At 42.8% G+C, this 24,511-nt stretch carries 29 protein-coding genes; 3 read left to right on the forward strand and 26 right to left on the reverse strand.

Annotation, left to right across the window (positions count from 1 at the left end):
• Positions 1–12: 12 nt before the first annotated feature.
• From mraY to IGI66_RS09910, 6 genes are all read right to left on the reverse strand, one after another.
• Positions 13–975, reverse strand: coding sequence for a phospho-N-acetylmuramoyl-pentapeptide-transferase (gene mraY, locus IGI66_RS09885; protein ID WP_010780221.1), 963 nt, complete (start codon positions 973–975; stop codon positions 13–15).
• Between the two features lie 16 nt (positions 976–991).
• Entirely contained in the window at positions 992–3,181 is a 2,190-nt protein-coding gene (locus IGI66_RS09890; RefSeq protein ID WP_288225824.1) for a penicillin-binding transpeptidase domain-containing protein, read from the reverse strand.
• Positions 3,182–3,559, reverse strand: a complete 378-nt coding sequence (gene ftsL / locus IGI66_RS09895) for a cell division protein FtsL (RefSeq protein ID WP_086303493.1) — start codon at positions 3,557–3,559, stop codon at positions 3,182–3,184.
• 5 nt (positions 3,560–3,564) lie between these two features.
• The gene (gene rsmH, locus IGI66_RS09900) at positions 3,565–4,518 is read right to left on the reverse strand and encodes a 16S rRNA (cytosine(1402)-N(4))-methyltransferase RsmH (RefSeq protein ID WP_314581092.1); all 954 of its coding nucleotides are present in this window, start codon (positions 4,516–4,518) and stop codon (positions 3,565–3,567) included.
• Positions 4,519–4,533: 15 nt separating this feature from the next.
• Positions 4,534–4,965, reverse strand: coding sequence for a division/cell wall cluster transcriptional repressor MraZ (gene mraZ, locus IGI66_RS09905; protein WP_010780217.1), 432 nt, complete (start codon positions 4,963–4,965; stop codon positions 4,534–4,536).
• 168 nt (positions 4,966–5,133) lie between these two features.
• On the reverse strand, positions 5,134–5,505 hold the full coding sequence (locus IGI66_RS09910; RefSeq protein ID WP_010780216.1) for a DUF3397 domain-containing protein: 372 nt from the start codon (positions 5,503–5,505) through the stop codon (positions 5,134–5,136).
• A 228-nt stretch (positions 5,506–5,733) separates the two neighbouring features.
• Between IGI66_RS09910 and IGI66_RS09915 the strand changes: the two genes are divergently transcribed.
• Complete coding sequence (locus IGI66_RS09915; protein WP_010745911.1) at positions 5,734–5,850, forward strand: DUF4044 domain-containing protein; 117 nt, start codon at positions 5,734–5,736, stop codon at positions 5,848–5,850.
• Between the two features lie 26 nt (positions 5,851–5,876).
• Here the strand turns inward: IGI66_RS09915 and recN are convergent, their stop codons facing one another.
• The 13 genes from recN to IGI66_RS09980 form a co-directional block, all read right to left on the reverse strand.
• A complete protein-coding gene (gene recN, locus IGI66_RS09920) occupies positions 5,877–7,547 on the reverse strand; it encodes a DNA repair protein RecN (protein WP_438848778.1) in 1,671 nt (556 codons plus the stop codon).
• Positions 7,548–7,576: 29 nt separating this feature from the next.
• Entirely contained in the window at positions 7,577–8,035 is a 459-nt protein-coding gene (locus IGI66_RS09925) for an arginine repressor (protein WP_010780214.1), read from the reverse strand.
• A gap of 15 nt (positions 8,036–8,050) precedes the next feature.
• Positions 8,051–8,866 carry a TlyA family RNA methyltransferase gene (locus tag IGI66_RS09930; RefSeq protein ID WP_438848780.1) on the reverse strand — a complete coding sequence of 272 codons (816 nt, stop codon included), beginning with the start codon at positions 8,864–8,866 and terminating at the stop codon, positions 8,051–8,053.
• 41 nt (positions 8,867–8,907) lie between these two features.
• Positions 8,908–9,795 (reverse strand): polyprenyl synthetase family protein, encoded by an 888-nt coding sequence (locus tag IGI66_RS09935; protein ID WP_438848782.1) that lies wholly within the window; start codon positions 9,793–9,795, stop codon positions 8,908–8,910.
• Complete coding sequence (locus IGI66_RS09940; protein ID WP_010780211.1) at positions 9,796–10,020, reverse strand: exodeoxyribonuclease VII small subunit; 225 nt, start codon at positions 10,018–10,020, stop codon at positions 9,796–9,798.
• Positions 10,020–11,354: an exodeoxyribonuclease VII large subunit gene (gene xseA, locus IGI66_RS09945; RefSeq protein WP_438848784.1), complete on the reverse strand. Its 1,335-nt coding sequence runs from the start codon at positions 11,352–11,354 to the stop codon at positions 10,020–10,022. Before xseA ends, IGI66_RS09940 begins: the two co-directional genes overlap by 1 nt.
• Positions 11,355–11,369: 15 nt before the next feature.
• Positions 11,370–12,227, reverse strand: coding sequence for a bifunctional methylenetetrahydrofolate dehydrogenase/methenyltetrahydrofolate cyclohydrolase (locus IGI66_RS09950; RefSeq protein WP_044926539.1), 858 nt, complete (start codon positions 12,225–12,227; stop codon positions 11,370–11,372).
• Between the two features lie 54 nt (positions 12,228–12,281).
• Positions 12,282–12,740 (reverse strand): transcription antitermination factor NusB, encoded by a 459-nt coding sequence (gene nusB / locus IGI66_RS09955; protein WP_010780208.1) that lies wholly within the window; start codon positions 12,738–12,740, stop codon positions 12,282–12,284.
• Positions 12,733–13,158, reverse strand: coding sequence for an Asp23/Gls24 family envelope stress response protein (locus tag IGI66_RS09960; protein ID WP_010780207.1), 426 nt, complete (start codon positions 13,156–13,158; stop codon positions 12,733–12,735). The genes nusB and IGI66_RS09960 overlap by 8 nt, the downstream gene beginning before the upstream one ends.
• A gap of 407 nt (positions 13,159–13,565) precedes the next feature.
• Positions 13,566–14,123, reverse strand: a complete 558-nt coding sequence (gene efp, locus IGI66_RS09965) for an elongation factor P (protein ID WP_010780206.1) — start codon at positions 14,121–14,123, stop codon at positions 13,566–13,568.
• Positions 14,124–14,358: 235 nt separating this feature from the next.
• Positions 14,359–15,423, reverse strand: coding sequence for a M24 family metallopeptidase (locus IGI66_RS09970; protein WP_438848788.1), 1,065 nt, complete (start codon positions 15,421–15,423; stop codon positions 14,359–14,361).
• A 153-nt stretch (positions 15,424–15,576) separates the two neighbouring features.
• Positions 15,577–15,813, reverse strand: a complete 237-nt coding sequence (locus IGI66_RS09975; protein WP_035019402.1) for a GlsB/YeaQ/YmgE family stress response membrane protein — start codon at positions 15,811–15,813, stop codon at positions 15,577–15,579.
• Between the two features lie 213 nt (positions 15,814–16,026).
• Positions 16,027–16,728 (reverse strand): hypothetical protein, encoded by a 702-nt coding sequence (locus IGI66_RS09980; RefSeq protein WP_438848790.1) that lies wholly within the window; start codon positions 16,726–16,728, stop codon positions 16,027–16,029.
• A gap of 162 nt (positions 16,729–16,890) precedes the next feature.
• Here IGI66_RS09980 and IGI66_RS09985 point away from each other — a divergent pair, with 162 nt between their 5' ends.
• The gene (locus IGI66_RS09985) at positions 16,891–17,418 is read left to right on the forward strand and encodes a PadR family transcriptional regulator (RefSeq protein WP_438848792.1); all 528 of its coding nucleotides are present in this window, start codon (positions 16,891–16,893) and stop codon (positions 17,416–17,418) included.
• A gap of 107 nt (positions 17,419–17,525) precedes the next feature.
• On the forward strand, positions 17,526–18,755 hold the full coding sequence (locus IGI66_RS09990) for an MFS transporter (RefSeq protein ID WP_086303482.1): 1,230 nt from the start codon (positions 17,526–17,528) through the stop codon (positions 18,753–18,755).
• 25 nt (positions 18,756–18,780) lie between these two features.
• Here the strand turns inward: IGI66_RS09990 and IGI66_RS09995 are convergent, their stop codons facing one another.
• The 7 genes from IGI66_RS09995 to rsxC form a co-directional block, all read right to left on the reverse strand.
• Positions 18,781–19,491, reverse strand: coding sequence for a glucosamine-6-phosphate deaminase (locus IGI66_RS09995; RefSeq protein ID WP_438848794.1), 711 nt, complete (start codon positions 19,489–19,491; stop codon positions 18,781–18,783).
• 68 nt (positions 19,492–19,559) lie between these two features.
• Positions 19,560–20,372: an RnfABCDGE type electron transport complex subunit B gene (locus IGI66_RS10000; protein ID WP_438848796.1), complete on the reverse strand. Its 813-nt coding sequence runs from the start codon at positions 20,370–20,372 to the stop codon at positions 19,560–19,562.
• 11 nt (positions 20,373–20,383) lie between these two features.
• A complete protein-coding gene (locus IGI66_RS10005; RefSeq protein WP_010780198.1) occupies positions 20,384–20,974 on the reverse strand; it encodes an electron transport complex protein RnfA in 591 nt (196 codons plus the stop codon).
• Positions 20,974–21,651 carry an electron transport complex subunit E gene (locus IGI66_RS10010; RefSeq protein WP_316406647.1) on the reverse strand — a complete coding sequence of 226 codons (678 nt, stop codon included), beginning with the start codon at positions 21,649–21,651 and terminating at the stop codon, positions 20,974–20,976. Before IGI66_RS10010 ends, IGI66_RS10005 begins: the two co-directional genes overlap by 1 nt.
• 11 nt (positions 21,652–21,662) lie before the next feature.
• A complete protein-coding gene (locus IGI66_RS10015) occupies positions 21,663–22,226 on the reverse strand; it encodes an FMN-binding protein (protein ID WP_438848798.1) in 564 nt (187 codons plus the stop codon).
• Positions 22,223–23,164: an RnfABCDGE type electron transport complex subunit D gene (locus tag IGI66_RS10020; RefSeq protein ID WP_316406648.1), complete on the reverse strand. Its 942-nt coding sequence runs from the start codon at positions 23,162–23,164 to the stop codon at positions 22,223–22,225. Before IGI66_RS10020 ends, IGI66_RS10015 begins: the two co-directional genes overlap by 4 nt.
• The gene (gene rsxC / locus IGI66_RS10025; RefSeq protein ID WP_438848801.1) at positions 23,161–24,486 is read right to left on the reverse strand and encodes an electron transport complex subunit RsxC; all 1,326 of its coding nucleotides are present in this window, start codon (positions 24,484–24,486) and stop codon (positions 23,161–23,163) included. The genes IGI66_RS10020 and rsxC overlap by 4 nt, the downstream gene beginning before the upstream one ends.
• Positions 24,487–24,511 lie beyond the last annotated feature (25 nt).

The following is a 24,511-nucleotide window of genomic DNA, read 5'->3' on the forward strand; positions in this document are numbered from 1 at the left end:
TCTAGTCATCTCCTACAGTACGATCAATAAAACAACAATGGATGCGATAAGTCCAATTGCCCAAAACACCGTATCCACTTTCCATTCTGACCAACCAGACATTTCAAAATGGTGATGCAATGGGGACATTTTAAAAACACGCTTCCCTGTCATTTTAAAGGAAGTGACTTGAATAATCACGCTTGCTGTTTCAAAAATGTAAACCAATCCAACCAGTAGCAATGTCCACTCTTGATGCAAAATGATCGACACAGCTGCCAACAATCCACCCAAAGCGAGTGAACCAACATCACCCATGAAAATTTTCGCCGGTTTCTTATTGTATGGGAAAAATCCGACTAATCCGCCCATGACTGCGAGACAGACAATCAATACCTCGTACTGTTGCTGATGCCATGCGATGATTCCATAAGTTGCAAAGGAAATCGTTCCTAGACCAGAAACCAATCCATCAATTCCGTCAGTTAAGTTTACTGCATTAGAAAAGCCAACCAGCCATATAATCACAAACAAGCCGTAAATAATATTTAATGGTAAATCAATACCAAAGAAGTTCAAGGTATTCGGGTAGCCTTCCATTCGATAAACAATGTAAAAGACAATTGCTACGATAACTTGTGCAATAAATTTTTGCCCAGAAGTCAGTCCTTCATTTTGTTTCTTCGACAATTTGATGAAATCATCTAAAAATCCGATGATTCCATACAATAGTAAAACAAAGACCAAAATTAGTAGCGATGTTGTCATTTGATGAGCCCAAAGGCTAAACCAAATCGCAGTGATCACTGCGGCAGCTAAAAATCCTAACCCACCCATTGTGGGAGTTCCCGCTTTTGAATTATGCCATTTCGGACCTTCATCCCGAATTTCTTGTCCTTGTTTCTTCATTCTAAAGTAACCAATAATAAAAGGCATGCCTGCAACAGTAATTGCGAAACTACTGGCAAAAGCAATAAATAGTTGTGCCGGTTGCATTTTTTTCTCTCCAGTCCTAACCTAACGTGATTTTCAATTTCTTTTTAGATACTTCTGTATAAGGAGCAATACTTTGTTTCGTACAATAACCGTCCCCTTTAAAGCTAACATCAATATCTAATAGATTGGTCAATTTTAAGATATCTGCTTTTGACCAGCCTCGAACATCGGGCATTTCTTTCTTCCCATCTGTCAACAAAATCAAATGTTCATTTGCCATGACTTTTTCTCCTGGCTTCGCAGATTGTTGAACGACCTTGTCGCCGTCTCCAACAACTACCGCAGTCACTCCGCGTTTATTAGCATCAGCCGCTGCTTTAGCAGTTGAAAGGTTGCGATAATCTTCTACAGTGACTTTTGTATTGCTTTCTTCGTTCGAAGAATCTGAATCGCTATTTTGGAAATCCATTGCACGACTCAGTAATGGATTCGCAATATCACCCAAAATCCCTGCTTTGTTCTCTTGCGGCTGTTTCATCGTTAAGTACAAGATATACTCTGGGTCCTCGGAAGGAAGCATCAAAGCAATTGAATAGATATAGTTTGTTTCACCAGTCAAATACCGACCGTTTTCTGCAATCTGTGCTGTTCCTGTCTTTGCTGAAATATTATATCCTGGCACTTTATATTGATCGTACGCAGAACCATAGTTTTCACTTTCAACAGTATCTCGCATATATTCACGGACCTTTTTCGCAGTTTCGGGTGTAATTGGCTCACCTACTACTTCTGGCTTCGTGATAATTTCTTTTCCAGTATTAGGGTTAGAAACTTTTTCAATATAATGAGGCTGTAACATTTTTCCATCATTTGCTACTGCGGTGAACCCGCGCATCATTTGGAAGTTTGTTACACCAATCGCTTGCCCATATGCGCTCATCGCTTGGTCAACGATATTGCTTGTTGGCAGCGTGCCTTTCGTTTCACCTGGTAAACCAGAGTAGGTACTTTGACCGAATCCAAAACGCTTTACGTATTCAGGCCATTTATCGCCTAATCGTTCCTCTAATTTGACCATCCCGACATTACTAGACCAAGACAGCGCTTGACGCATGGTCAAAATTCCTTTTTTACCCAGATCCCAGTCATTAATGGTAGCGTCTGCTACTTGAATCTTGCCAGACATATAACTTTCGTTTTCATTAAAGATGCCTTCATTCACTGCAGCAGCAGTAGTAAAGACCTTCATCGTCGAACCAGGTTCATAACTGTCTTCTATCAAGAAATTCCGCCACGCATCTTCTTCTCCTAATCCTTCTTTCGTTTCAGGATTAAAGGTCGGACGTTGAGACATCGCAAGAATATCTCCTGTTTTTGCTTGCATTAATGTTGCGGTCATTTCTGAAGGTTTTGCTTCTGCATTAACTTTGTCTAATAATGTCTCCAAATAACTTTGAAGACCTGCATCTAAGGTTGTGTAAATATCCTCGCCGTTGACTGCCTTTTTTTCTTCGGCAACACTACCTGGAATAGGGCGCTGATTTTCGTCTTTCTGGTAAACGACTTTTCCATCTTTCCCTTTTAAGACATCATCATAGGCCGCTTCAAGCCCCATCATTCCGACCAATGCTTCTTTTTTATCTGGTTGTGCATAGCCGATGAAATGAGACGCGAAATTTCCATTTGGATACATCCGATCGGTGTGTTCGTTAAAGTACAGGCCTTTAACTTTCGCAGCTTTCATTGCATCCTCAATGTTTTGTTTGGTTTCTTCAGAGATATTTTTCCCTTTGCTTCCAAATTCAACCTGATAGTACTTACTTGTACCATCACTGTTTATACCGCTTTTCAGGGTTTTTAGCGCTGACTTTTCTTTGATCCCTAAATACTTATGTAAAATAGAAGCTAACTCGTCAAAGTTTTTTTCTTGCGCGTATAGTTTATCTTTCCCTGATACATAACTTTCTGAAAGAATCGCATAGATCGAGTAAGAGGTTGCATCTTCTGCGATGACTTCTCCATTGCGATCATAGATTGTCCCGCGCTTCGCCTTAACAACCTCGCCGCCGTGGTACAATTCCTCTGTTTTAGCCTTCAAGGAGGTTCCCGCAACGTGTCCGCCCGCTACAACATAAATCATGCGAACGGCAAACAAAAAGAACAATCCAATACTCGTAGCAAACAAAATAACGCCTACTTTTTTGCGATTGTTCATCGGAGTTAAATTCTTTTTTCGGATTTTTCTTCGTAGCCTTTTAAAGCTCATTTACTTCACTTTCCTTAAATTCGCGTCATTGATCGAAAGACCAGCTTTCTCAGCAACTTCTTTAAGCCGATCGGAACGAGACAATTCGCTCTTTTCTTGTTGTAGTTGGGTCGCTGTTTTTTCATTTGCGTCAATGTTCGTTTGAATACTTGTAATTTCATTTTGAGTTTTACTGATTTCGTTACGATAATTAACCATCACGATAGATAGTCCAATCAACATCACTAAGAAGGCTAACACAGCAAATTTTTCAACTCGTGTGATTTTCTTTAAGCGATCTCCAGGAGAAACGAAGACTTGAAAAGAATCTGGCGTTTGGTGAATCTCTTCTTGCTGAGAATCAAATTGAAACTGTTGTTTATCTTTTAATTCAGCCATCGTCCTTATCCTTTCTTCACTTTCTCAGCGATTCGCAATTTAGCACTTCTCGCGCGGTTATTTTCATTTAATTCCTCTTCTGAGGCAACTATTGGTTTACGATTGACCAGTTTTAATACTGGTTGAAATTCTTCCGGTACCATCGGCAAGCCCGGAGGCATGTCTTTTGGTGTACTGAATTCTTTAAACATCGTTTTGACGATCCGATCTTCTAATGAATGGAAGGTAATCACGCTGACTCTTCCTTCAATCGCTAACAAGTCAATCGCCTGCTCTAAAGAACTCTCGATCGCACCTAACTCATCATTTACTGCAATACGTATTGCTTGGAAAACGCGTTTAGCGGGATGTCCGCCTTTACGTCTCGCAGGTGCAGGTATCACTTCTTTAATAATATCTACTAACTGTCCAGTCGTTTCGATTGGTTGTTCTTCTCGCTTGCGTTCAATCACACGAGCGATTTGCTTAGAAAATTTTTCTTCTCCATAACGGAAAAATATTTTCACTAATTCATGATAAGAATAATCATTTACAACTTGATACGCACTCAAAGGTGCATCTTGATCCATGCGCATATCCAGTGGTGCATCTTGATGATAACTAAAGCCACGCTCTGCTTCGTCCAGTTGTGGAGAGGAAACACCTAGATCATATAAAATCCCATCGACTTCCGTCACACCTAAGTGATTTAATTCAGCCGTAAGTTCTCTAAAATTAGCTTTAACAAAGGTCACTTGATTTTTTTGTACATACTCAGCTAAGCGAATTTTTGCGTTATCAATTGCTTTTTGATCTTGATCAAAAGCATACAGATGTCCGTCCGTGTTTAGCTGACTCAGTAAATATTCACTATGTCCAGCTCCGCCTAATGTACAATCAACATAAATACCGTCTGGTTTGATTGCTAGACCATCAACTGTTTCATGAAGCAAAACGGTTGTATGTTGAAAGTCTGTCATTCATAATCCTCTTCTCTAAAATCCAAAATCGACCATTGTTTCTGCAATGTCATCAAAACTAGCTTCTGTTTCTTTTGTAAAGTCATTCCAACGTGTTTGATCCCAAATCTCGATTCGATTAGCGACCCCAATAATCACACACTCTTTTTCAATTGAAGCGTGACTGCGTAAAGATGCTGGGATGTTAATTCGACCTTGCTTATCAATCTCACACTCAGTGGCTGCTGAATAGAAAAAACGTACGAACGCGCGCGCATCCTTCTTAGAAAGCGGCATCTCATTCAACTTTGTTTCTAGTTGGCTCCATTCGTCTAATGGGTACCCAAACAGACAGCCGTCCATGCCTCGGGTAACAACGAATTTTTCGCCTAATTGTTCACGTAATTTTGATGGAACGATCAATCGACCTTTCGCATCAATATTGTGCTGAAATTCACCCATGAACATCTAGACTCCACCCCTTTTTACCACCGCATGAGATTAGTCTACCACAATCCCCCACAATCTACCACATTTTGTAAAAAACAAAAATAACACTTTCTTGACCTTCTCTAACCATGTTGTCTTGTCAGGCAGAAGGCGGGTAATCTAGAGTCTTTTAGAAGTTTTTAGTGTTTATAAGGCATTAATAATACTAGCGATAATCAGTATAAAATAGACCAGCACGGACAATAAGAACGTCAAGCGCCAAAACATCTTAAAGAAGCGACCATACATGATTTCGCGATAGCGATAGGCTTGAAAGACCACAACACTTATCCCTAATAATAGGATGGTTAATAAAAAATATGGTAAAATCGAAAACGAACTAATACTTTTTGAAATTTCGTGCATTCCAACAATTAAAAATGGCACAGTAATATCTGGCGTTTTCAAATTGAAGCGTTGTTTTAATTTAAAAGTTGTTACGATATAATCAGACCCTAAAAAGACGATTATTGGAAAAATGTACCATAACAATAATATTGGTGAAAATGATGCCAACAAATACAGTCCTTCCTCTTCAAACTACTACCCTCACTATACTGCATTATCGTTACATTCGTGTTTCAATTCATTTAAAATATAAAGGATTTAGAGAGTTTTAACAATTGAATTCGCAATATCGTCGCGAAAAGATTTCTTAGTATTTTTTAAAAGTTTTTTCCAGTTGATTGCGGAGTTTTACGAAATAGAGTATGATGAATTTGAAATTTTTTTGAGGATGGTGACATCATGAATAACAAAAAATCCACTAGTACATTTTCTAAAGTTACCAAGGTTGTTATTTGGACCATGTTAATTTTAACAATTGGTTCATTAGTTTTGAGTAGTCTACTTAGTATTATGTAAGCAAATAGCCGGAGCAGCTGCTCCGGCTATTTTTTTGCTAATTGCAATAATTCTTTGGCATGCTTCACCGTTAGATCGGTAATTTCGGTTCCAGCAAGCATTCGCGCGATCTCTTCTGTCCGATCTGCTTCCTTCATTTCTTCCACCTTCGTCACTGTCCGACCGCCAACGATTTCTTTGCGGATAAATAGTTGATGATCTGCTTTTGCAGCTACTTGAGGAAGGTGCGTGATGCAGAGCGCCTGAGAATTCTTTCCGATTTGATAAATTTTATCTGCAATTGCTTGTGCGACACGACCACTCACTCCTGTGTCTACTTCATCAAAGACGATACTCGTCAGCTCTTGCGTTTTTGAAAAAATGGTTTTTAATGCTAACATGATCCGAGAAATCTCTCCGCCGGATGCTACCTTAACTAAAGGCTTCAGGGGTTCCCCAGGATTGGTCATAATATAGAATTCTACTTCATCTATCCCATCTGATACAAAAGGAATTTCCTTAAATACTACTTTAAATCGGGCGTTTTCCATATAAAGATCTTTCAACTCTCGTTGAATTTCTGCTTCTAACTTCTCCGCCATATTTTTTCGAGCAGTTTGCAGCGTCTTCGCTAATTCGTGAAGCTGCTCCTCTTTGTCGATTAGCTCCTTCTCAAGCTTTTCAAGCTTGTCTCCGGAAAAATCAGAGTCTAGTAATTCTTGACTGATTTGATCATAGTATTTCAAGATATGCTCGATCGAATCGCCATATTTTCTTTTCAATTGATGGATCAATTCTAAACGCTCATTGACTAAATCCAGTCGCTCTTCATCTAACTCCAAAAGATCCAACTGACGCCCTATCTCACTAACAGCGTCTTGCAGCAAATAGTATGCGCTATGAACATTGTCTGAGATATTTTCGTACTCTTTATCTAGAGAAGCAATTGTTTGCAGTTCTTGACTCGCTGACCCAATCGCATCAAGAGAACTCGTTTCCTCGTTCGTCATCGCTTGATAACTGTTCGAAAGACTGTCGACGATTCGTTGGTAGTTCGTCAGCTTCTCACGTTCTTCAAGCAGCTTCTCTTCTTCCCCAACTGTCAATTCTGCATTTCCGATCTCTTCTTGTTGAAACGTCAACATATCGATTCGTTGGACAAAGGATTGTTCGTTTTGCTTAAACTTTTTGACTTGGTTCACCAAAGTAATATAGCTTCGATACGCCGTTTGATACGTCAGTTTAATTTGCTGAAAAGCAGCATCACCAAAACTATCCAGCAATCGTAAATGGGATTCAGGATGCATAAGCTCCTGATGATCATTTTGCCCCTGAATATCAACTAAAAACTGTCCAATTCGTCGTAAGTTAGCTAGCGTCACGATCCTGCCATTGACTCGTGAAATGCTTTTCCCAGAAACATTCAAATCTCTTTGAACGATGAGCCCCGCTTCGTCAACCTCAATACCTAACTCTTCCATGAGAAGCTGAAATTCATTCTGCTTCGGTAAATCGAAAAGGCCTTCAATCAAACATTTCTCGCTGCCTTGTCGAATGTATTCGATGGATGAACGGGCACCCGCTAATAAGCTGACGGCATCAATAATAATTGATTTTCCGGCACCCGTTTCACCAGTCAAAGCTGTCATGCCATCGGTAAAACCCAAGTGCAACGAAGAAATGATGGCAAAATTTTTGATTGTCAATTCTTGTAACATTCTTCAGATTCTCCTTTTAATGAGACATGCTACTTATTTTGACTTTTCTGAGCAATATCTTGCTGAATGTGCTTGGCATCTTCTTCTGTTCTAGCGATCATCAAGATACTGTCATCATCATTCAAAGTCGTAAATAAGATTTTCGTGAATTGTTTCTCTAATAAATTTGCACAGGCCGAAGCATTCCCAGGCAATGTTTTTACTGTGATAAATTTTTCCATTTGATCAACGAAAACGACTGCTTCTTTTAAAAGGTCTGCTAATTTCCCATTCACGTCTTCTTGTTCTTTTCGCGGTACACTATAGCGATAGCCGCCATTTTGAGCCGGAACTTTGATCAGTTTCATTTCTTTGATGTCTCGTGAAATCGTTGCTTGTGTGACTGTCACGCCTTGTTGAGAAAGAATTTCTACAAAATCTTCTTGTTTTTTCACATCGTACTCGTTCAACAATTGTGTGATAATCCGATGCCGCTCTTGTTTCCGCATTCCGTTTCCTCCTGACTACTTATCTAGCTTTTGATGCGCTTCTGAAACGACGTTCGCCAAATCGATTGCTGCATTTAGGGTTCCGGGAACAGGGACCTTTTTCATATGAGCTAAAAATTCGATGTTTCCCTCACCACCAGTAATAGGAGAGTATGTTAGTTCCTGCACATCAAATCCATGAGCTGCCGCAAAGGAGGTAATGTCTTCTAAAACCATTAGATGCGTCTTCGGGTCTTTGATGATACCCTTTTTACCTACATATTCTTTTCCAGCTTCAAACTGCGGCTTGATCAATGCGACGACATCGCCATCATCTGTCAAGATTTCATGTAACGGAGGCAAAATCAATTTTAATGAGATGAACGACACGTCGATCGTTGCAAAATTTGGTTGTCCTTGATCAAAATCTTCACGTTTTGAATAACGGAAATTGGTGCGTTCCATCACTACCACACGTTCGTCTTGGCGCAGCTTCCATGCTAACTGATTGTAGCCGACATCTAATGCATAGCTCAACGTAGCACCGTTTTGCAATGCTACATCGGTGAAGCCGCCAGTCGAAGAACCAATATCTAGTAGGATTTTTTGATCGATATCTACATCGAAAGTTTTCAATGCTTTTTCTAATTTTAGTCCTCCACGAGAAACATACGCAAGACTTTGACCTTTTACTTGCAAGATAGTCTCAATCGATATTTTCTCGCCAGGTTTATCTAACCGCTCGTTTTTTTGATCGTAAACAAGCCCAGCCATTACACCGCGTTTTGCTTTTTCTCTGGTTTCAAAAAGTCCTTGATTGAAAGCTAAAACATCGACACGTTCTTTTTTCATTTTGTCCCCTACTTCATAAATAGATTTCGTTTTTCTTCGGCTTAGTCATTTTCCAATTCAAAAAGCGCAAGCAGTTCTTCAAACAATTTCGGTTGAAAATCGGTTGCTTCTGTCAACTGTTGGACCGTCGCCTCTGCTTGCGCTAGTTCATCGATTAGAGCTTGCTTTGCTCCAGAGAGTCCCAACAATGCTGGGTAAGTACTTTTGTCTGATTTTTCATCTTGTCCAATTTGCTTGCCTAGCATCTCGGTCGTCCCAACCACATCTAGAAGGTCGTCGCGGATCTGAAAAGCCAAGCCTATATGTTCACCGAGTTTTTCAAGCAGATCAATGACATATTCGGTCTGATCCGCCAAGATTCCTCCCGCAACAAAGGCAAAGGTCAATAATGCACCGGTTTTTCCACGATGAATCGCTTTTAATTCATCGAGGGGCACATGGTGTTTTTCCGCTGCCATATCTCCAGCTTGTCCTGCTACCATCCCGCTGCTGCCAGCTGCTTTCGCTAAAAGCTGAATCAACAGAACGCTCTCAGAGGGATTCAATGTTGTCTCGCTAACTAATTGAAAAGCACCGGTCAACAAAGCATCCCCGGCTAAAATAGCCAACGCTTCTCCGAAAACTTTGTGATTGGTCGGTTTTCCACGACGCAAGTCATCATTATCCATCGCTGGCAAATCATCGTGGATCAAGGAGTATGTGTGGATCATTTCAAGTGCACCAGCAGTTTGATACACAGGGAGGGTTAATTCCTTTCGAAATGCTTGAACCGTTGCTAAAATGATCAACGGCCGAATACGTTTGCCGCCTGCTTCTACTGAATAGCACATGCTTTGCTTTAACTCTTCATGCGTCGTGCAGGTGTTGATAAAATCAAGGATTTCTTTTTCGACTTTAGGTAATTCTTTAGTAGAAAGCTGCTTCAACATTTAAGCTTCCTCCTCACCTGTAAAAGGGACTTCTTCCTCATCACTCATCATCTTAGTCAATGTTTTTTCTGCTTTCGTTAATGTGTCTTGGCATTGCTTGCTTAAAACCATGCCTTTTTGGAAGGCTTCGAGTGCTTCTTCTAGTGGCACGTCTCCACGTTCTAATTGGGTCACGATAGTTTCCAATTGCGTGATTGATTCTTCAAAGGTTGTATTTTTTTCCATCAGTCTGTTCCTTCCTCAATTTCTAGAATAGATGCTTTTACCGTTCCGTCAACAAAGTGGACCGTCATCTCTTTTTCTTTTAATGCTTTCACCGATCGGATCACACGCTCTTCCTGCGTAGTGTAGGTAAACCCGCGGCCCATAGTTTTTAATGGGCTTAGTAAATCAAGAGACGTGATGGCCTGCTGAACACGCCGTTGCTTACTTTCCAGATAGCCTTGCATTTGCTGCTGCAGTCGCTCTTGCAAATAAATCATCTGTTGCTGTGTTTGATGGACACGATTAATAGGATTTGCTTGTGCCAAACGATTGCTGTATTGCATCAATTCTCGTTCTCGCTGATTTACTAAGACTGTCATATTTTGCTGGAGCTGCTGTGTTAAGCGATCCAATTGAATACTTTGCGCCTCATATAAGCGATTGGGCTGTTTAAAAATATACGATTGCTGCAGCCGATCGAAGCGTTCTTTTTTTCGTTGCAGTTGGTGTAGAAACGCTTGCTCCAATCGTGCCTGTTTTTCTTTGATTCGTAAAATTTCTTCAGATAATACCGGCACCGCTAATTCCGCTGCTGCCGTTGGTGTTGCAGCACGTACATCTGCCACAAGATCTGCAATTGTTGTATCTGTCTCGTGGCCCACTGAAGAGATGATCGGGATCGGAGAAGCCGCGATCGCTCGTGCGACGCTCTCTTCATTAAAGGGCCATAAGTCTTCGATAGAGCCCCCGCCTCGACCAATGATCATCGTATCGAAATCCAATGATTCTGCTTTTTTGATATTTTTTACGATATCCGCTGCTGCTTTGTCTCCTTGGACCAACGTCGGAAATAAGACCAACTGAGCGATCGGATAGCGACGCTTCACAGTTGTAATGATATCTCGAATCACCGCGCCGCTTGGGCTCGTAATCACCGCAATCCGTTTTGGGTAGCGTGGCAATGGTTTCTTCGGTTGAGAAAACAAACCTTCTTTGTCTAATTTTTCTCGCAGTTCAGCTAACGCCTGATACAATGCTCCGACGCCATCAGGTTCCATGTGATCAATGTAGATTTGATAATTGCCGCTAGCCTCATACAATGCCACACGCCCGACTACCATAACCTTCATCCCCTCTTTGGGAGAGAATTTCAACTTTTGAAAGGCACCTTTAAACATGATCGCACTAATTTTAGAACGTTCATCTTTTAAACTGAAATATTGATGACTATTTGCACGCATACGGAAGTTAGAAATTTCTCCGGTCAAATAGACCCGCTCTAAATAGGGGTCTACGTCGAATTTTCGTTTGATATATTTGTTTAATGCACTGACCGTTAAGTACTCTTGTGCCATTTAAACACCTCTTTGCTATTTATGATCCGCTACTTGTCGCTCGCAGCACTCGACTGTTTGCTGCATCAGCATGGTGATCGTCATCGGACCCACGCCTCCTGGGACCGGTGTAATATAACTAGCGATTGGTTCAACTTCATCAAATTTCACGTCACCGATCAGTTTTCCATCTTCGTTACGATTCATTCCAACATCGATCACAACAGCACCTGGTTTAATGAACTCTTTCGTTACAAAATGTCCTCTGCCAATGGCAACAACCAAGATATCTGCCTTGCTAGCTACTTTAGCCAGGTCTTCTGTTTTTGAATGGGTCAATGTAACGGTTGCGTCTGCCCCTAACAGTAAAATCGCCATCGGTTTTCCTACAATATTGCTTCGACCAATCACGACAGCTTGCTTACCGGCTAATGGAATATCATACGCCTCAAACATTTTCATGATGCCATACGGTGTACATGGAATCGTATGAGGAATGCCCGCAAATAACCGCCCCATATTCATTGGGTGGAAGCCATCCACGTCCTTTAATGGATCGATGGCTAGCAATACTTTTTCTTCATTGATATGCTCTGGCAAGGGTAATTGTACTAAAATCCCATGGAATTCCTTTGCTTGATTGAATCCTTCGATTTCCTTGATCAGTTCTGCTTCAGTAATCGTCTCAGGGTAGCGTTTTACTTCGGAATGGATACCGATTTTTTTTGCTGCACGTTCCTTGTTTCGAACGTAAATTTGACTTGCGGGGTTTTCTCCGATTAATAACACGACTAATCCTGGATGGATTCCTTTTGATGCGAATGTTTTTACTTGTTCAGCTGTTTCTTGTTGCAATTTTTCTGCTAATTCTTTCCCATTAATAAGTTGTGCCACGTTCATTCCCCGCTTCTTTCTATAGTTTAAATGAAGCTGGGAAAAATAGCTAAATTAGCTATTTGCCCCAGCTTCATCGATCTCTTTCATTACATTAGATAAGATTCCATTAACGAACTTTCTAGATTGATCATCACTGAAAGTTTTGGCTAACTCGATCGCTTCGTTTAAGACGACACGATTGGGCACTTGAGTGTTGTACAACATCTCGTAGATCCCGATTCGCAGAATGATCAAATCCATCTTCGCAATTCGTTGAATCGACCAATTGGAACGCAGGTGCTTTTGGATAATGGTATCTAGCTCTGCTTGGTGTTCAACAACTCCGCCAACTAGTTCATCTAGATAGACCGGCACGAATTCTTCTTCGTCTTCACTGACAAATTCTTGTTGGTCAATACTCAAAGCATGATCAATGGCATCTTTTTTTGTTAATTCTTGATTGAAATCCAATGGGAATAACGCTTGTAAGGCCTTCTCCCGAATTTCATGACGTGACAATTCTTTACTCATTATTTTCCTCTTCATCATTGAATAATTCTTCTAACGTTGGTTGTTCAAGTTTTTCAGCGACAACTCCGACGACATGGATGTTCACTTCACTCAATGCCACATCTGTCATAAACAAGACTTGTTGTTTCACACGTTCTTGCATTGCCATAGCTACTTTCGGAACGGAAGTCCCGTAATCAAAGTAAGAATAGATATCAACTTTCAATCCATCTTCATCATTTTTAAGGTAGACACCTTTTCCGTGAGCCGCTTTTCCAAGCAATTCATTCACATTGCTTGCTAAAGAGCCGCGCATACCGTAGACACCGTCGACTTTTGAAGCCGCGATCCCAATAATTACTTCGATTACTTCTGGTGCAATAATAATTTCGCCAAGCTCAGGGCTCGCGCCTAAAACTAAATTCTTTTCATCTGCCATCTTACTCTCTCCTTACTCCTGCGAATGTAATTATTTTTCCTTTCAGAAAAATAATTCTGTTTGTCGTGCCGTATATCATTCTACTATACTTATCAATTCTTTAATTTCTTTGGATATCTCTTTACTTTTCTTTTATTTATTCTGCGAAAAGTAGAACTGACATCCTTACTCCTGCGAATGTACTTATTTTTCTTTTCAGAAAAATAAATCTGTTTGTCGTGCCGTATATCATTCTACTATACTTATCGATTCTTTAAATTTCTTTGGATACCTATTTACTTTTCTTTTGTTTATTCTGCGAAAAGTAGAACTGACATCCTTACTCCTGTGAATGTAATTATTTTTCCTTTCAGAAAAATAAGTTTGATACGTATCACTATCTATTTTCTATTGAACAGAACTGCTTTCTATGCACGAGAAACGTAACTGCCGTCTTGCGTGTTGACGATCAATTTGTCCCCTTGGTTTACGAAAAACGGAACGTTGACAGTCAGACCGGTTTCCATGATAGCTGGTTTTGATCCACCGGAAGAAGTGTCTCCTTTGATATTTGGTTCTGTTTCTGCAACTTGCAATACTACTGTATTTGGTAAATCAACACCTAAAACTTCATTGCCATACATAATGACTGTTAGTTCTGTGTTCTCTAATACATAAAGCATCTCTTCTGCCACTTGCTGCTTAGGCATTTCAATTTGTTCGTAGCTCTGCATATCCATGTATACGTAGTTGTCTCCATCATCATAGAGATACTGCATTTTTTTATTATCGATTTGTGCTTTCGCTACTTTTTCACCCGCGCGGAATGTTTTTTCTTGAACAGCTCCCGTGCGAAGATTTTTTAATTTTGAACGAACGAAGGCCGCACCTTTACCCGGCTTTACATGTTGGAAATCGACTACACGCCAAATGCCGCCGTCCACCTCGATAGTCAAGCCAGTTTTAAAATCGTTTACTGAAATCATGATACTTCCTCCTAATTCAATGAAAAGCAATCAATCTCTGTTTTATTAAGCTGTCAAAGAAATTGATTCCTTGCATAGTACCCCATCTTTACAGATTTGGTTCTAGTTTATCATTTCTTGTTTACTAACGCTACCACTACTCTATGACCACTGATTCTTTTTAATAAAACGTCTTGTTTAAAGAAGAAAAGGACTCCCCTATGGTGATCCCGCTCTAATTTATTTAGTAAAAATGTTATAGAATGATAAGTTCTTTTGGTGAGTGTGTCAATAGGCGACTTCCATCAGCTACGATCACTAGGTCGTCTTCGATACGCACTCCACCAAGCCCAGGTATGTAAATGCCTGGTTCATCCGTAATAACATTCCCGACAGCCAAAGCTTCTTCATTTGAGCGACTAACAGTTGGCCCCTCATGGATTTCCATGCCGATGCCATGACCTGTAGAATGTCCAAATGCGTCACCATATCCAGCTTCGCTAATGAACGTTCTGGCTACAGCATCTAACTGAGCACCAGTGACGCCAGGCTGGGCCGCTTCAATGACCTTCAGTTGCGCATTTAAGACGATTTGATATATATCTTTCAGAGATTGGCCTGGATCACCGATCGCAAAGGTCCGAGTAATATCTGAAACGTACCCCTGATAGACACAGCCAAAATCAAGAGTGATCATGTCCCCTTGTTCGATTACTTTCTCGCTGGCCACTCCATGGGGCAAAGCGGATCGTAAGCCGCTAGCCACGATCGTTTCAAAAGAAGTTCCGCTGGCGCCGAGTGATCGCATGAAAAAGTCCAATTGATTGGCCAACTCAATCTCGGTCATTCCCGGACGGATCATTTTCAAAACATGATCAAAGCCTTCGTCCGCAATCGCGCAGGCCTTTTCGATGATTGCGATTTCTCCCTCATCTTTTTGCTCTCGGAGTCGTTCGATCAGACCGCTGGCAGGCGCCAGTTCCGCATCAATCACCTCTTCAAAAACAGAATATTCCGCGTAGGTCACAAATGCATCCTCAAAACCAAGAACACGGATTCCTTCACGTTCCATCAGCTTGATAACTTCACCTACGATATCGCCTTGATGCTGAAGGATCGTCATTCCTTGAACTTGTTCACTTGCTTGCTCTGTGTAACGAAAATCCGTAATGAAAAAGGCTTCCTTTAATGTAATAAAAACCAAACCAGCCGTTCCAGTAAAATTCGTCAGATAGCGAAGATTGGCTGGACTTGTTACTAAATAGGCATCGATTCCGTCATTTTTCATCAATGCACGTAATTTCTCAATTCGTTTTATCATTCTAATCACCCATTTTCTATTATAACAAAGAGTGCCAAAAAACAGAACGAACACGATTAGAAAGAGAAATCTAACAAGGACGACCGCTCAAAAGATGAACGTTTCCAAAAAAGGACCAAAAAAAGAAGCCGAAAAATCGACTTCTAGCCTTCGTCACCGACGTCCTGTAAAGAACGAGACGACCGCTACTACTACAACTGCGCCTAGTATCGATGGGACTAAGGCCATCCCTGCTAAATGCGGTCCCCAATGACCAAAGATTGCTTGACCGATGTATGATCCTGCCAACCCTGCAATAATATTGAATAAGCACCCCATCTGTTTCCCACGTCCAGAAAGGCTGCCGCCGATCGCGCCAATGACTGCGCCAACAATTAATGTCCAAATCATAATGATCCCTCCATTTTTTTCGTCTTTCTTACATTCTTTTTCCTTTTATAGCCAAATACTTCTAACGAATGTCAATAGCAATAAAACGGTTTTTCCAAAAAGTTTCTCAGTTGTGAAACTCGAAAAAGTGTTGATTTAACAACGTTTATGGCATTGTAAGCGGCTAAACAGCGCCGCAAAACCCCTTTTTCTGACCTCCCTGTGAATAACTTTTTAGCGAGCCAGGTCTGAACGCAGTTTTATACTGTTCTTTTCCCAGTCGATTGCCCCAAGTTGATAAGGAAATGTCCCAAGCAAGGAGAAACTTCCTGCTTCTGGTACGTTGATCTTGTTCATCCGAGCACTGCCTTTTGCTAAATAGCCTGTCCCCAGCTTCAGCATGTCCTTCAGATTAAGGTTGCTGCCGGAGTATTCCTTGACTGTTCCGTAATTAGTCGTAATGGATGACAAACGCGGACGAACCGTTTTTCGTTTCATCAAGCGAATGATGTCTTCTTGTCGTTCAAATACGTCTATGCGTCCGTCCTGATCAATTTGATAGCTGATGTAGGCATCGATTTCTTCTAATGACAAACGATGCTCGCCTTTTGTAAAACGCTGCCCATTTTTTTGTGCGACGAATGTTTTATAGATGGTAACAGGCATTCTGCCATCTTCTTCCAGACCGGCTTCTTTCACCCCTAATAGGCTGTTTTCTTTTTTCAGAATCAAATATTTCTTTACTTCTATAGAAAAAGCAATTGAAAAATAGGACATGAATTTCTCGATGGGCACCTGCGTGTATAACTCACCTAGTGTCAGCTTTTGAATACGAATTTCTGGTGAAACACGCAATAGACTATTCACGCCGCTCGTCAAATCATACACGAAGAAGCTTGAATATTCGTGGTACTCAAATACAAATAACACTTTCATGACGATCTTCCTCTCTGTTTTAAGTGTATAAAAAAGTGGCTGAGAGTGCATCCGCCGAAAGTCTGAAAATTGCCTATCTATTTTAGTCATATTTTTCAATCAGTGATACAATAGATACGAAGAAAAATTGCAGCACTTATCCTTAAAAGAAGGGACCACACAATGAATACGATCAGTTATGTTGTTTTGGCGATGCTGATTCGCTCGCCTCTGACAGGGTATGAATTGAAACGCTTCTTAAATCTCTTTTGGGAAGCGCACCACAGTCAAATTTATCCAACTTTGAAGGAGCTGCGTAAGCAAGAGTTGATTGAGATCATCGACATTCCAGACGGGAAACGGAAAATTTACGATATTACCCCTACCGGAAAAGAATTAGTCAAAGAGTGGGTCTTTACCAAGAGTCACGCGCCTTCGCAAAAAGATGAATTTTTGGCAAAAGTTTTTACTATCTCAGCTTTGGATCGGGACACGTCTAAATTTTTGATCATGGAAAGAAAACAATATTATCATGAACAAGTGAATGATTACTCTAAAGTCTTGGCTAGCTTGGATGAGTTAGATGAGGAAGAGCGACGGAAAAACTTTGGCCGAGAATTGATCTTAGAACGGAAAATCCGATTAAGTAAAGAAGAACTTGCATGGTGTGACTGGGCAGAGGAGAAAATCGAAGCCTTTTTTGCGAAATAGATGGAAAAGCAGATCTTTTGAAGATCTACTTTTTTTTAGTCAAAATTTATATGTAAATTTATTTATGTAAATATTGACATAAAATGCAATTGTGATTACACTATGGAATGGAAAGTGGTGACTTAATGGAAAATTTAAATGAAAACAACGAGAATTTAGTAACAGAAAAGGAAAATGGCAGAGCTGCATACGTGGTTGCTTTTGCCTGCATGATCGCCTTCATGGGGATCGGCTTGGTCGATCCGATTTTGAACTCGATCGCCAAATCTTTACAAGCAACCCCTGCACAAACTACCCTATTGTTTACAAGCTATATGATGGTAACAGGGATCGTCATGCTCTTTACGGGTTTTGTTTCGAGTCGGATCGGCACAAAGAAGACCTTGATGCTTGGACTATTTATTATTATTTTATTTGCACTTTTTGCGGGATTATCCAACACAATCGATGCCTTGATTTACTTCCGGGCGGGCTGGGGATTAGGAAATGCGCTATTTATTTCAACGGCCCTCTCTGCGATCGTTAGTGTCTTAGTGGGGCAAACGGAAAAATCCATCATGCTGTATGAAGCTGCGATGGGCTTAGGGATGTCGATCGGGCCATTAGTTGGTGGTTCGCTGGGGTCCATTTCATGGCGTTTGCCTTTTGCGGGCGTGTCTGTGTTGATGATGGTCTCTTTCTTATCAATTCTGATTCTATTCAAAGAACCCAAGGGCGACAAAGAAAAAATAGCCTTTTTCGCTGGGGTCAAGGCGTTGAAAAACCACAAACTGCGTTCTGTTGGCTTGATTGCCTTGCTTTACAACTTCGGGTTCTTCACGTTATTGGCGTATGCGCCGTTTTTAATGCCTAACTTTTCTGAGATGGAAGTCGGCATGACGTTCTTTGGCTGGGGCATTTTGCTGGCGATCTCCTCGATTTTCTTAGCTACGCGCTTTGAAAAAATGATCGGAACTTTTTACACCTTGATGATCGGTTTTATCGGTTTTGTCATTTGTTTATTGTTAATGGGAATCAATGCGGATACCCCTTCATTAGTAGCCGCAGCATTGATCGTCGCTGGTTTCTTCCAAGGAATCATCAATACCTTGATGACGACGATCGCAATGGAGATCCCAGGTATCAAACGCAATATTGCTTCTTCCACGTATAGTTTCGTCCGCTTCTTCGGTGGATCGCTGGCACCTTTTGTTGCTGGTTTGATCGGTGCGAAATTCGGCGGAAATTATACCTTCTACTTTGCTAGTGCGATGGTCTTTATCGGAATCGTCCTCGTCTTTGTTCATTCTCAGTACTTTGAAACAGTTGAAGAGGAAGAATTAGAAGAAAATGCATAAAAAAAGAGCGGATTCGCTCTTTTTTTTATTTTAATTTACTTGCGGCCTCTTCATCCAAAATGATGGTCAAGTTGGGGTGCAGGCGTAAAACAGAAGCCGGCACGTCTTCGGTGATTGGTCCTTCCAAAGCCTGCTTAATGATCTCCGCCTTCTTTTCACCATTGGCAATCAGCACCAGCTCTTTGGCTGCTAAAACCGTCTGTGGTCCAAAGGTTATCATTTCTTCCCCCGGCTCGTATGGCGTGGCGCCATCTATGAACGTGTACAATTCATCGTCTGGATCAATCGGTACGCGATAAACACCGTAATCGAAGGCTGTGAATTGGGGAAGATTTCCACAGAAATGTCCGTCGCCGCCGATCCCCATCAAAACAAGATCCAAGCCGCCGTCTTCAGCAATCTGATGATCGTACCCCTGATAATTGCCCGCATGGAGCACTTCGATATTTTCTTCTTCGATCCCTAACGGATGGAAAAGTTCTTCTTTCAAAGCTTGCATCGTTAACCCGTCTTCCTGCCCTTTTAACGAAACCTCGTCAAAATTATAAAAATGGGCCAAGCTCTTATCAAACGTCACTTGCGTTAAACGCTCTGCTAAAATCTCATACGCACGCTTCGGGGAAGAACCCGCAGTCAATGCGAGGTTTACCCGGCGATTTTCTGCCCATTTCAATAACACAAGGTCCGCGGTCACTTGACTTAATGTTTCATAATTATTAGTGATTAATAGCTTCATTTGAACACCTGTCCGTTTCTTTTTTATTTTATCTCCAGCAATAAATTGAAGGTTTCTCTGGCTTTTTCTCAACTTGGTACTTTTTCTTTGCTGGGCATTTTTAAAATGCAGGTTTGAGGGCATACCTCGATACAGTCGCCGCAATTGATACAGGCCTCTGGATCAATCACTGCCACGTTGTTTTCCATCTTGATTGCCTTTTGCGGGCAGGCTTTCACACAGCGGTTGCAGGTGATGCAGCCCACATCGCAGATTTTCCGCACCCCGCCTCCTTTGTCTTGATTGGAACAGGCGACGATCGCGGTATTCTCCGCGGGCAGCATCGCGATAAGGTTTTTAGGGCAGGCCTGAATACATTTTAGACAGCCGACACATTTTTCAGCGTCGATCTTGGCGACCCCATCCACGACATGTAAAGCATCATATTCACACACTGCTTCGCAATCCCCAAACCCCATACAACCAAAGCGGCACGCCTGCGGACCGCCAAAAATCTGATTGGCTCCACTACAGGTCGGCGTACCCGTGTAATCCATTTTACTGTTGGTATATTCGCAAGTCCCATTGCAGCGTACAAAGGCAGCGATTTTCTCTATATCCCCTACCTCCACACCTAGAATCTCCGACAGCGCCTGGCGAGTCACCGTTCCTCCCGGTGTACAGTTAGTCGCCCCGGCTTCGCCTTGAGCCATCGCCTTAGCATAGCCGTCACAGCCGGAAAAACCGCAAGCGCCGCAATTGATCCCCGGCAAAGCTTCACGTAAAGCCTCTTCTTTCTCATCCGCTGGTTTATGAAAGATGATCGTCGCAAGCGAAAGAATGACCCCTGCGATCAACCCCATACTGCTGACAATGCCGATGGGTATCATGATTTCTGTCATTTTTCCACCCCCTATTTGAACAATCCTTCTGCCAAGCCGGCAAATCCTAGAAATGACAACGCGACGATCGCGGCTGCCACCAATGTTATCGGCAGTCCTCGCAAGGCTTCTGGAATATCATTGCCTTCGAGACGGCCGCGTACGCCAGCGAAAATCACCATTGCTAACAAAAATCCGATGCCTGCCGCAAAGGAATTGACCATGGATTGCATAAATGTGTAGTTTTTTGAAAAATTCAAGATGGTGACTCCCAGCACTGCACAATTCGTTGTGATCAGCGGCAAATAGATGCCCAGTGCATTGTATAACGGGGTCATGTAGCGCTTCATCACGACCTCCACTAACTGAACCAGTGCAGCGATCGTCAAAATGAAGACGATCGTTTGTAGATAATCCAATCCTAAGGGCACGAGTAACGCATCGTAAATCGGATAGGTCACTAGTGTCGCCAATACCATGACAAAGGTCACCGCCAGCGACATACCAACGGCGGTATCCAACTTTTTGGACACGCCGAGAAATGGACAAATGCCTAAAAATTGAGACAACACAAAATTATCCGTCAAAATGCCTGCAACTAAAATCGTCACAAACGCCTGCATCACTCATCACCCGCCTTTTCTTCACACACGACGGTGCACGCCTCCGCGATCGGACAAGCGTTACAATCAAGTTCTCTTGCTTTTCGGTCGCTTAGTTTATTGGCTGCCATGACCAGCATGCCGAAAACAAAGAACCCGCCTGGCGGCAGCAGCATGATCGTCATAGGCGGTATGACACCTGCTGTGATCGGAAAACCTAAAATGGTTCCACTGCCCAGCAATTCACGTATTCCCCCCATACAAAGAAGGGTCATGGTGAAGCCGACGCCCATCCCCAACCCATCTAAAGCGGAATGAAGAACCGCGTGGTCTTTGGCATAGGCTTCTGCACGTCCTAGAATGATACAGTTCACAACGATCAAGGGCAGATAGATCCCCAATGTCGCATCCAGTGCAGGGGCCAATGCTTTTACGATCAATTGAACCACGGTGACAAATCCTGCGATAATGGTTATAAATGCTGGAATCCTGACACGATCAGGGATCACCTTCCGCAACAGTGAGATCATGACGTTCGAGCCTAAAAGCACGACCGTCGCTGCCACTCCCATTCCCAGACCGTTGATGGCAGAGGTGGTGATCGCTAATGTTGGACACGTTCCTAAAGTCAGCCGCAGAACGGGATTTTCGCTGATCAATCCTTTGCTAAAAATGGCGGATGCCTTTTCTTTTTCCATTCCTTCTCCCCCTATTTCTCTGACTGGGCTACTTGCTCAAACAACGCAAGCGCTTCTTTGACGGATGCAGCTACGGCGTTTGAGGATTTCGTGGCTCCAGTTACCGCTTCGACTTGGTTTTTGTTTAATGGGTCCGTCTTTACTACTTCAAGCGAGTCATCCATGCCGTCAAATTGATCAATAAAATCTTTTCTTGTAACGTTTTGCCCCAGACCGGGTGTTTCATTCGATGCATCCAGAACGTCGACAGCCGTGACTTTCCCTTCTTTGACAGCACTCATGACACGCACATCGCTGCCATAGCCATACGCTTTTGTCACAAAAAGATAGCCGACCGTCGCTCCTGCTGTATCCAAAGCTTTATAGCCCTGATTGTCCTTTGGTACGCTGATTTCTTTAAAGCTCTCGGCATCAATCAACTGGCTCATCACCTGTTGGGTCTGCGCCCATTCTTGCTTGGCGATCCGCTCTTTGAACACTGCCCGTGTCCCAGCGACTGCAAACGTGATCACTAAACAAATGATGAACAAGCACAAGGCGTCACTAAAAATGACTTTGGCTTTTGATTGCTTCATTTCACCTTTGCCTCCTCCCCAAAAACCTTCGGAATCGTCAAATTCTCAATGTGGGGAACCAAGATATTCATTAATAAAATGGCATAGGAAACACCTTCCGGCAATGCCGCGTAAAAGCGGATCAGCACCGTAACGATCCCACAGCCGATCCCAAAAATGACCTTTCCTTTTTTTGTTATTGGCGAGGTCGTGTAGTCCGTCGCCATGAAAATCGCGCCTAATAGCAACCCGCCTGACATCAATTGGTAGAGGGGCTGACCGCCTAATAACGTAGATAAAATACCGACAGTCCCAATAAAGCAAAGTGGAATAAGCGGTGAGATCACTTTCCGAACGACTAAATACCCGCCGCCTAGCAGTAAAGCGGCTGCGCAGGTTTCCCCCAGACTTCCTGAGCGAATGCCTAAAAACATATCAAGTAGTGATGGCAGCTCTTGCCCTGTTTGAGCGGCTGAAAAGTAGGTGGCTGACGAGATCACGTCTGGTCGGAACATATAGTAGTTTAATGGCGGCTGCCACGTACTCATTTGAGGGGCAAAAGACATCATCAAAACGATCCGGGCAGTGATCGCCGGATTGACAAAATTCTGTCCAACGCCGCCGAAAAATTCCTTCACGATCACGATCGCGATCACACCACCTAGAACAGCCATCCAGAACGGCAATGTCACTGGGAGATTCAATGCTAACAAGATGCCTGTCACAACAGCAGTCAAATTGGAGAGGGTATCTGGTTTTTTTAAAATTTTTCGTGTGAGGTATTCACTGGTGACACAAGCGCTCACCGTTACGACGACCAAGAGAAGCGCACGAAATCCAAAAATAACCGTTGCCGCAATGACCGCTGGGAGCAATGCAATGATCACATCCAGCATGATCGAACGGGTATTGCGCCCGCAGTGAAGATGGGGTGAGATAGAAACTGGTAATTTAGTCATTTAGCAGCCTCCCTTTCCAACTGTTTCCCCTGCTTCATCGTCTGTACGAGCCGTCGCCCAGCAGGACAAACAAATGCGCAGCAGCCACATTCCATACAAGCCGAGACCTTCAGCTTTTTCAAGCCGGAGACATCCTTGTTTCGTGTGCAGCGTTCGATTTGCACAGGTAATAAAGACATCGGACACGCTTCTACACAGCGTCCGCAGCGTATACAGGGAGATTCCTCTGGTAAACGTTCCGCTTGAGACAAAATGGTGATGGCATTGGTTTGCTTGGTGATGGGCAGTTCTACTGAAAACTGAGCTACCCCCATCATGGGACCGCCTAAAATCACTTTGCTGGGCTCATCGATCAGCCCTCCGCAGCAGGCGATCACCTCGCCCATGGGTGTCCCCACAGGAACAACGATATTTTTAGGCTCTGGAACATTTCCATCCACCGTGATTCGCTTATGGGTCAAGGGCATGCCGGTCTCGACGTATCGCTGCAATAAGGAAATGGTCGAGATATTCAGGATCAGGCACCCGACCTCTGAAGGCAATTTCCCAGGCGGGATTTTCCGTCCTGTCGTCGCGTAAACGAGCATTTTTTCAGCTCCTTGAGGGTACAGTGACGGGATCTCCATCACGGTGATCGCCGGGTCTCGGTCCGCCAGTTCATTCAAATGATCCCGCAGCCTTTTTAAGCCCTTTGGTTTGTTGCTTTCAATGCCGACGACTCCGCGGGTGATCTTCAAATGCTTCATGACCATCTGCATCCCTGCGATGATCCGCTCCGGATACTCGAGGCTTTCACGATAATCGGAGGTAATGAAGGGTTCGCATTCCGCGCCATTGATGACCAATGTGTCAATAGGCGTGTCGTCTTTCACAGCCAATTTGACGTGTAAGGGAAATCCTGCCCCGCCGATCCCGACGACTCCGCTCTCTCGCGCAGCCTTCAATAACGCTTCCTTTGAATCGATCGCGACTGGCTGAGGGTCTGGAAAGACTACCGGCAAGCCATCGCTGGCAATATGGATCGCATCGCACATCTGTCCGTTTGCCATCAGAACGGGCTTGATCCCTTTCACTTTTCCTGAAACGGATGCATGGATCGGTGCGGAGACAAAGGCCTCAGAATCCGCGATCTTCTGCCCCACAGTGACGCTATCGCCCTTTTTTACCAGCGGGGTACAGCGGCCTCCGATGTGCTGCTGCATCGGCAAAGTAACGAGTTTCGGCGGCACCATAAAAACGCTTTCAAATTCAGCTGTATGTTTATTATGCGGGACCTTCACGCCCCCCTTGAATGTTGCGATTGCTTTCGTTAATGCTTCCATAGACAAACCTCCCCTGTATCTATTC

This window comes from Enterococcus sp. AZ048, from assembly GCF_051715125.1.
In the GTDB taxonomy this organism is placed as follows: domain Bacteria; phylum Bacillota; class Bacilli; order Lactobacillales; family Enterococcaceae; genus Enterococcus_A; species Enterococcus_A gilvus.

What these genes read in the sequence shown, in the direction of transcription:
- mraY (WP_010780221.1), bottom strand. Translation starts at nt 975, where the DNA reads ATGCAACCGGCACAACTATTTATTGCTTTTGCCAGTAGTTTCGCAATT.
- IGI66_RS09890 (WP_288225824.1), bottom strand. Translation starts at nt 3,181, where the DNA reads ATGAGCTTTAAAAGGCTACGAAGAAAAATCCGAAAAAAGAATTTAACT.
- ftsL (WP_086303493.1), bottom strand. Translation starts at nt 3,559, where the DNA reads ATGGCTGAATTAAAAGATAAACAACAGTTTCAATTTGATTCTCAGCAA.
- rsmH (WP_314581092.1), bottom strand. Translation starts at nt 4,518, where the DNA reads ATGACAGACTTTCAACATACAACCGTTTTGCTTCATGAAACAGTTGAT.
- mraZ (WP_010780217.1), bottom strand. Translation starts at nt 4,965, where the DNA reads ATGTTCATGGGTGAATTTCAGCACAATATTGATGCGAAAGGTCGATTG.
- IGI66_RS09915 (WP_010745911.1), top strand. Translation starts at nt 5,734, where the DNA reads ATGAATAACAAAAAATCCACTAGTACATTTTCTAAAGTTACCAAGGTT.
- recN (WP_438848778.1), bottom strand. Translation starts at nt 7,547, where the DNA reads ATGTTACAAGAATTGACAATCAAAAATTTTGCCATCATTTCTTCGTTG.
- IGI66_RS09925 (WP_010780214.1), bottom strand. Translation starts at nt 8,035, where the DNA reads ATGCGGAAACAAGAGCGGCATCGGATTATCACACAATTGTTGAACGAG.
- IGI66_RS09930 (WP_438848780.1), bottom strand. Translation starts at nt 8,866, where the DNA reads ATGAAAAAAGAACGTGTCGATGTTTTAGCTTTCAATCAAGGACTTTTT.
- IGI66_RS09935 (WP_438848782.1), bottom strand. Translation starts at nt 9,795, where the DNA reads ATGTTGAAGCAGCTTTCTACTAAAGAATTACCTAAAGTCGAAAAAGAA.
- IGI66_RS09940 (WP_010780211.1), bottom strand. Translation starts at nt 10,020, where the DNA reads ATGGAAAAAAATACAACCTTTGAAGAATCAATCACGCAATTGGAAACT.
- xseA (WP_438848784.1), bottom strand. Translation starts at nt 11,354, where the DNA reads ATGGCACAAGAGTACTTAACGGTCAGTGCATTAAACAAATATATCAAA.
- nusB (WP_010780208.1), bottom strand. Translation starts at nt 12,740, where the DNA reads ATGAGTAAAGAATTGTCACGTCATGAAATTCGGGAGAAGGCCTTACAA.
- IGI66_RS09960 (WP_010780207.1), bottom strand. Translation starts at nt 13,158, where the DNA reads ATGGCAGATGAAAAGAATTTAGTTTTAGGCGCGAGCCCTGAGCTTGGC.
- efp (WP_010780206.1), bottom strand. Translation starts at nt 14,123, where the DNA reads ATGATTTCAGTAAACGATTTTAAAACTGGCTTGACTATCGAGGTGGAC.
- IGI66_RS09970 (WP_438848788.1), bottom strand. Translation starts at nt 15,423, where the DNA reads ATGATAAAACGAATTGAGAAATTACGTGCATTGATGAAAAATGACGGA.
- IGI66_RS09975 (WP_035019402.1), bottom strand. Translation starts at nt 15,813, where the DNA reads ATGATTTGGACATTAATTGTTGGCGCAGTCATTGGCGCGATCGGCGGC.
- IGI66_RS09980 (WP_438848790.1), bottom strand. Translation starts at nt 16,728, where the DNA reads ATGAAAGTGTTATTTGTATTTGAGTACCACGAATATTCAAGCTTCTTC.
- IGI66_RS09985 (WP_438848792.1), top strand. Translation starts at nt 16,891, where the DNA reads ATGAATACGATCAGTTATGTTGTTTTGGCGATGCTGATTCGCTCGCCT.
- IGI66_RS09990 (WP_086303482.1), top strand. Translation starts at nt 17,526, where the DNA reads ATGGAAAGTGGTGACTTAATGGAAAATTTAAATGAAAACAACGAGAAT.
- IGI66_RS09995 (WP_438848794.1), bottom strand. Translation starts at nt 19,491, where the DNA reads ATGAAGCTATTAATCACTAATAATTATGAAACATTAAGTCAAGTGACC.
- IGI66_RS10000 (WP_438848796.1), bottom strand. Translation starts at nt 20,372, where the DNA reads ATGACAGAAATCATGATACCCATCGGCATTGTCAGCAGTATGGGGTTG.
- IGI66_RS10005 (WP_010780198.1), bottom strand. Translation starts at nt 20,974, where the DNA reads ATGCAGGCGTTTGTGACGATTTTAGTTGCAGGCATTTTGACGGATAAT.
- IGI66_RS10010 (WP_316406647.1), bottom strand. Translation starts at nt 21,651, where the DNA reads ATGGAAAAAGAAAAGGCATCCGCCATTTTTAGCAAAGGATTGATCAGC.
- IGI66_RS10015 (WP_438848798.1), bottom strand. Translation starts at nt 22,226, where the DNA reads ATGAAGCAATCAAAAGCCAAAGTCATTTTTAGTGACGCCTTGTGCTTG.
- IGI66_RS10020 (WP_316406648.1), bottom strand. Translation starts at nt 23,164, where the DNA reads ATGACTAAATTACCAGTTTCTATCTCACCCCATCTTCACTGCGGGCGC.
- rsxC (WP_438848801.1), bottom strand. Translation starts at nt 24,486, where the DNA reads ATGGAAGCATTAACGAAAGCAATCGCAACATTCAAGGGGGGCGTGAAG.